Source organism: Pseudomonas sp. P65(2024), assembly GCF_057480955.1.
On record NZ_JBLIYX010000036.1, the window covers coordinates 1 to 6,721 of the forward strand.

Here is a 6,721-nt window from a genome sequence, read left to right on the forward strand (position 1 = left end):
GATGGTAGTGTGGGGCTTCCCCATGTGAGAGTAGGTCATCGTCAAGATTCATTTCGCAAAACCCCTATCTGCGCGAGCAGGTAGGGGTTTTGTCTTTTCAGCCCTGGTAAAGAAATCTGACGTGGGAGCGGGCTTGCCCCGCGATGGCGCATGCTCGGATAACATCACGGCCTGATTCGGCCTTATCGCGGGGCCAGCCCGCTCCCACGGTATCTTGTTCCTACACGGCATCCGTTTGCTGACGATCACGCAAATATCCTTTGCTCGTCGGCTACCTCACATCGCCTCGTCGCAGGTGCGACAATATTGCCGTCACAATTACGTGACTTCCCCGTACCTACCCTGCGTCAAGGCTTAGGTTCGGGGCAATCCTGGCACCCGGACCGAGCGATGCCAGCGTACCGTGCTGCGCATTTCTGGACTTTCACCGTCCTATTACTTGAGGTTAGAAGCAAGATGGCCAAGGCCGCCGATGTCGTTGTGCAATGCCTGGAAAACGAAGGTGTCGAGTATGTGTTCGGCATTCCCGGTGAGGAAAACCTCGACTTGCTCGAGTCCCTGCGCAAGTCGAAGATCAAGCTGGTACTGACCCGCCACGAGCAGTCCGCGGGCTTCATGGCCGCCACCTACGGCCGCCTGACCGGCAAGACCGGCGTCAGCCTGTCGACCCTCGGCCCTGGCGCGACCAACCTGGTGACCGCCAGTGCCTACGCCTACCTGGGCGGCATGCCGATGATGATGATCACCGGTCAGAAGCCGATCAAGAAGTCCAAGCAGGGCCGTTTCCAGATCATCGACGTGTGCGGCATGATGGACCCCATCACCAAGTACACCCACCAGTTCGCCTCGGCCGACAACATCCCAGCGCGCATGCGTGAAGCCTTCCGCCTGGCCGAAGAAGAGAAGCCAGGCGCCGTGCACCTGGAGCTGCCGGAAGACATCGCCGCCGAGCAGACCGACGCCTTGCCGATCCCGCGCAGCCTGCACCGTCGCCCGCTGGCCGAGCACGTGGCTATCGAAGCCGCCGTGCAGAAACTGCAGAACGCCCGCAACCCGATCCTGGTGATCGGTGCCGGCGCCAACCGCAAGATGACCGCCAAGGTCCTCAAGCAACTGATCGACAAGACCGGCATCCCGTTCATCACCACCCAGATGGGTAAAGGTGTGGTCGACGAGCGCCATCCGCGCTTCCTCGGCAACGCCGCGCTGTCCTCCGGTGACTTCGTGCACCGCGCCGTCGAAGCCGCCGACCTGATCGTCAACATCGGCCACGACGTGATCGAGAAGCCACCGTTCTTCATGGTCCGTGGCGGCACCGAGGTCATTCACGTCAGCTTCCGCTCGGCCGAGGTAGACGCCGTGTACTTCCCGCAGGTGGAAGTGATCGGCGACATCGCCAACGCCGTGTGGCAGATCAGCGAAGCGCTGACCGACACCAGCCACTGGGACTTCACCCGCCTGATGGCCATCCGTGAAGCGAACGAAGCACAGATCGCCGAAGGCGCCGACGACGACCGTTTCCCGGTCTACCCGCAGCGCATGGTCGCCGACATCCGTCGCGCCCTGCCGTCCGAAGGCATCGTCGCCCTGGACAATGGCATCTACAAGATCTGGTTCGCCCGCAACTACAAGGCCCACAAGCCCAACACCGTGCTGCTGGACAACGCCCTGGCGACCATGGGCGCCGGCCTGCCATCGGCCATGGCCTCGCACCTGGTGTACCCGGATCGCCCGGTCATCTCGGTATGCGGCGACGGCGGCTTCATGATGAACAGCCAGGAGCTGGAAACCGCGGTACGTCTGGGCATGCACATCACCGTGGTGATCCTGCGAGACGACGGCTACGGCATGATCCGCTGGAAGCAGGCCAACATGGGCTTCACCGATTTCGGCCTGGACTACGGCAACCCGGACTTCGTCAAGTACGCCGAAGCCTACGGTGCCAATGGCCACCGCGTGGAAAGCGCCGAAGGCTTCCTGCCGCTGCTCGAGCACTGCATCAAGACCCCAGGCGTGCACGTGATCGACTGCCCGGTGGACTACAGCGAGAACGACCGCATCCTCAACAGCGAGCTGCGTGAGCGCGCGCTGGCGGTCTAAACCGTAGCATCCTCATCGCGGGGCAAGCCCGCTCCCACGTTGTTCCTGCACAACGTGGGAGCGGGCTTGCCCCGCGATCGTTTTATTGGCACGGTGAATGCGTGTACCGCTTTTCCCATGTGTTAGGGTGCTCCCATATTTTGTTTCCTCAGGACTCCTACCCATGCTCCCCGCGCTCAGCGAAAAAGAACTCGACCGTCTCGAAGACCTGCTGATCACCTACGGCAACGATTATTCGGTGCTCAACCTCGCCGAGCTCAACGGCTTCTTCACCGCTTTGGCCAGCTCCCCCAACAAGGTCAACCCTGAGCAATGGCTGCCTTCTGTCGCCGGTGGCAAGGTGCCGAAGTTCAAGAAGCCCGCCCATGAAGAGGCCTACACCGCGTTGATGCTGCGTTACGCCAGCCAGGTGGCGGAAGAGCTGGCCAACGACCTCGAGCACTTTGAACCGCTGTTCGAGGAGAGCGAAGGAGAGGAAGGCCCGGCGATCATTCTCGAGGAATGGTGCTTCGGCTACATGCGCGGTACCCAGGTGGCCGAGTGGAGCGAGCTGCCGCCGGAGCAGGATCGTCTGCTCAAGGCCATTTCCCTGCATGGGCTGGAAGACAATTTCGAGCTGCTCGATTCGATGAGCTTCGATGAGCGCCAGGCCTGTGTGCCGCTGGTGGTCGAGGCGGCGCGGGGGTTGTATCAGTACCAGAAGCAGCACCGTCATTGAGATCGCCATCGCGGGCGCGTGGAAGCGGGCCGGCCGCACGACTGTAATTATTCCACCTACCGTAATACCGAATTGCTCCCAGCACTGATTCTACTGTCGGGCGATCCAGTGCAGCATGTCCTCCAGCAGCGCCACTCCCGGCGCTGATCCGGAGCCCCGCACATGCCAAGCCCGATCAAACTCTACAACTTCCCCAAGTCCGGCCACGCCCACCGCATCGAGCTGATGCTGTCGCTGCTCGAACTGCCCACCGAGCTGGTCTTCGTCGACCTGGCCAAGGGCGAGCACAAGCAGCCAGAGTTTCTCGCCATCAACCCCTTCGGCCAGGTGCCGGTGATCGATGACAACGGCATCGTCATCGCCGATTCCAACGCCATCCTGGTCTACCTGGCCAAGGCCTATGGCGGTGAGCGCTGGTTGCCTGCGGATCCGGTCGGTGCCGCCCGAGTGCAGCGCTGGTTGTCGGTCGCGGCGGGTCCCCTGGCCTTCGGCCCGGCAGCGGCACGTCTGGTGACGGTGTTCGGTGCCTCGTTCAACACCGATGAAGTCATCGGCCGCGCCCACACCCTGCTCAAGGTGATCGACGCCGAACTGGCCAAGGGCCCGTTCCTGGTCGGTGACCAGGCCACCATCGCCGATATCGCCAACTACTCGTACATCGCCCACGCGCCGGAAGGCAACGTGTCGCTGGAACCGTACCCCAACGTGCGCGCCTGGCTGGCCCGTGTCGAGGCGCTGCCGGGCTTCGTGCCGATGCCACGTACGGTCATCGGTTTGCAGACCACCCTCTGAGTCCCGAGGAATGCCGCCATGCAATCGCCCTGGCATGCAGGTGAAAAACGGCTGCAGGAGCACGTCGGTGTTGCCGAGCGCATGGAGGCGTTCGGGCAGAAGGTCATCCGTGACTTCATGCCCGACCAGCATCGCACCTTCTACCAGCAGTTGCCGTTCATGGTGGCCGGTGCCGTGGACGCCGCAGGCAAACCCTGGGCGACGCTGCTCGAAGGCCCGGAAGGCTTCGTCAGCTCGCCCGATCCACGGCAACTGTTGATCGGCGCCGATCTCGCCAGCGACGATCCGGCCACGCCGGGCCTGGTGGCGGGTGGCGCCATCGGCCTGCTGGGGATCGAGCTGCACACGCGGCGGCGCAATCGCCTCAATGGCCTGATCCGCGGGGCCAGCGCCGGTCAGTTGGCGGTGGTGGTCGAGCAGTCGTTCGGCAACTGCCCGCAGTACATCCAGCTGCGCGAGTACACCCGCGTCGACGAGCCGCCGCAGGCGCGTCGGGATTCATCGGTACTCGATGCCGCGACCCGCGCCATGATCGAAAACGCCGACACCTTCTTTGTCGCCAGTTACGTCGAGCAGGAAAATGGCCAACGTGCCGTGGACGTGTCCCACCGCGGTGGTCGCCCCGGTTTCGTCAGGGTCGAAGGCAATCGCCTGACGATTCCTGACTACGCCGGCAACCTGCATTTCAATACCCTCGGCAATCTGCTGGCCAACCCGGTTGCCGGCCTGTTGTTCGTCGACTTCACCACGGGCGATGTGCTGCAGGTTTCCGGGCGCACCGAGGTGATTCTCGATAGCCCGCTGATCAGCGCCTTCGAAGGCGCCGAGCGGATCTGGACCCTGGACATCGAGCAGGTGGTGGTCCGCCCGGCTGCGGTGTCGTTGCGTTGGGCCTTCCAGGAGTACGCTCCCACCAGCCTGATGACCGGCACCTGGAGTGAAGCCGAAGAGCGCCTGCAACAGCGTGAGCGCCAACGCCAATGGTTGACCTGGCGCGTGCTGCGTATCGAGCAGGAAAGTCGCGATATCCGTTCGTTCTACCTGCAACCCGAGGAAGGTACGGCGGTGGCCTTCGCGCCCGGCCAGCATATTCCCGTGCGCCTGCAGGTGGATGGCGAGGCACCGCTGATCCGCACCTACAGCCTGTCCAGCGCGCCGTCCGATGGCCACCTGCGCATCAGCGTCAAGGCGCAGGGGCCGGCGTCACGCTATCTGCATCAACAGGTGAAGGTTGGCGATCGGCTGGAGGTGCGTCAGCCCATGGGCAGCTTTACCCTGGATCAGCAGAGTGAGCGGCCCCTTGTGCTGATCGGCGCGGGCGTCGGCATCACCCCGTTGATCGCCATGCTCCGCGAGCAGCTGGCCAAAGGGCAGGGGCGGCGCATCCATCTGTTCCATGGCGGGCGCACACTGGCCGACCTGCCGTTCCAGCAGGAGCTTGCCGCACTCCAGCAACACGCCAATGGCTTGCTGAGCATCCATCGTGCCCTGAGCCAGCCCGAACCCCAGGCCGTGCTGGGTCATGACTACCAGTTCGCCAACCGCCTGGGCATCGAGCAGATCAAGGCCACGCTGGCATTGGACGACTACGACTTCTACCTCTGCGGTCCGGCCAGCTTCACCCAGGATCTGTACGAAGGCCTGCGCGGCGTGCATGTGCCCGACGCCCGCATCCATGCCGAAGCCTTCGGCCCCTCGACCCTGCGCCGCCACACCGATGACAACCAGCCGACGCTGCAGCAGCCCCCACCCGCCAGCGAACCGGTGCCGGTGTACTTCGCCAGCTCCGCCAAGGAAGCGCGCTGGGCGCCAAACAGCGGCACGCTGCTGGAACTGGCGGAAAGCCGTGGCCTTTCGCCGGACTTCAGTTGCCGAGGCGGCTCCTGCGGTACCTGCAGGACCAAGCTGGTCAGCGGCCAGGTCCACTACCCGAACCCGCCCGCCGAACTGCCCGAGCCCGGCATCGTGTTGATCTGCTGTGCCATCCCCGCCCAGGCCGAGGACGGCGTGCAGCCCCTGGTACTGGAGCTCTAGCGTGACCACGGCGATAATCGCCCCACGACAACGCGTGGGGCGCGGCATGGACCAGATCCACCTGATGAAAGTGTTCGTGGCTGTTGGCGAGCTGGAAAGCTTCGCCGCCGCCGCCCGCCGCCTGGCTATCTCGCCGGCGGCGGTGACCCGCGCGGTCACAGCCCTTGAGGAACAGCTCGGGGTCAAGCTGCTGCTACGCACCACCCGCAGCGTGCGCCTGACCGAGGCCGGCGGGCGCTACCTGCAAGACACCCGGCATATCCTCGCCAGCATCGTCGAGGCCAACGAAGCCGCCGCCGGCATCAACGCCGCGCCCAAGGGCGACCTGGCGGTTACCGCGCCGATCCTGTTCGGCAAGAAGTTCGTCATGCCGTGCATCGTCCGTTACCTGCAGCAGTACCCCGAGGTGGATGTGTCGGCGTTCTTCCTCGACCGCGTGGTGAACTTGGTGGAGGAGGGCATGGACGTGGCGGTGCGCATCGGCCAGTTGCCCGACTCGGGCCTCAAGGCATTGCGGGTGGGCAAAATGCGCCGGCTGCTGTGCGCCTCGCCCGAATACCTGGAACGCCACGGCACGCCGCGCCATCCCTCGGAGTTGCAGAAGCACGAAGTGATCGCCGCCGGGACCCTGTCACCGCGCACGGACTGGCGCTTCGGCGCCATTGACGACCCGACGCTGATCCGCATGAAGCCGCGTCTGACCGTGACCAGCAACGATGCCGCCATCGCCGCGGCCAGCGCCGGGCTCGGGATTGCACGGCTGCTGTCGTACCAGGTGGCGGATGAAGTGGCGGCCGGGCGCTTGCAGGTGATCCTGGCCGAATACGAAGAAGCGCCGTGGCCGATCCATATCCTGCATCGGGAGAGCAAATATGGCTCGACCAAGGTGCGGACCTTTATCGATATGTTGGCCGAGCATTTGCGCAGCCAGGCACATCTGGCTTGATTCCGGACTCTGGGGCGCAAAGCGCCCCCGTACCGGAAGTGTCAGATTTTTTGTGTGCGGGCCGGTAACGGCCTGCCGTCAGGCAGGCCCTGACTTTCACCAGGTCGGCCTGATGAACCGATCTCCGTACA

The 6,721-nt window shown here is 64.2% G+C and carries 5 protein-coding genes; all 5 read left to right on the plus strand.

From position 1 onward, the window contains the following. Positions 1 to 456: 456 nt before the first annotated feature. Positions 457 to 2,100 (plus strand): acetolactate synthase large subunit, encoded by a 1,644-nt coding sequence (locus tag AC25MA_RS25690; RefSeq protein ID WP_028692242.1) that lies wholly within the window; start codon positions 457 to 459, stop codon positions 2,098 to 2,100. Between the two features lie 163 nt (positions 2,101 to 2,263). Next, positions 2,264 to 2,818, plus strand: coding sequence for a UPF0149 family protein (locus tag AC25MA_RS25695; protein ID WP_028692247.1), 555 nt, complete (start codon positions 2,264 to 2,266; stop codon positions 2,816 to 2,818). Positions 2,819 to 2,980: 162 nt separating this feature from the next. Beyond that, positions 2,981 to 3,610, plus strand: coding sequence for a glutathione S-transferase family protein (locus AC25MA_RS25700; RefSeq protein ID WP_028692248.1), 630 nt, complete (start codon positions 2,981 to 2,983; stop codon positions 3,608 to 3,610). 18 nt (positions 3,611 to 3,628) lie between these two features. Continuing rightward, entirely contained in the window at positions 3,629 to 5,644 is a 2,016-nt protein-coding gene (locus AC25MA_RS25705; RefSeq protein ID WP_182325336.1) for a pyridoxamine 5'-phosphate oxidase family protein, read from the plus strand. Positions 5,645 to 5,690: 46 nt separating this feature from the next. Beyond that, complete coding sequence (locus tag AC25MA_RS25710; RefSeq protein ID WP_028692250.1) at positions 5,691 to 6,590, plus strand: LysR family transcriptional regulator; 900 nt, start codon at positions 5,691 to 5,693, stop codon at positions 6,588 to 6,590. The last annotated feature ends 131 nt before the right edge of the window (positions 6,591 to 6,721 follow it).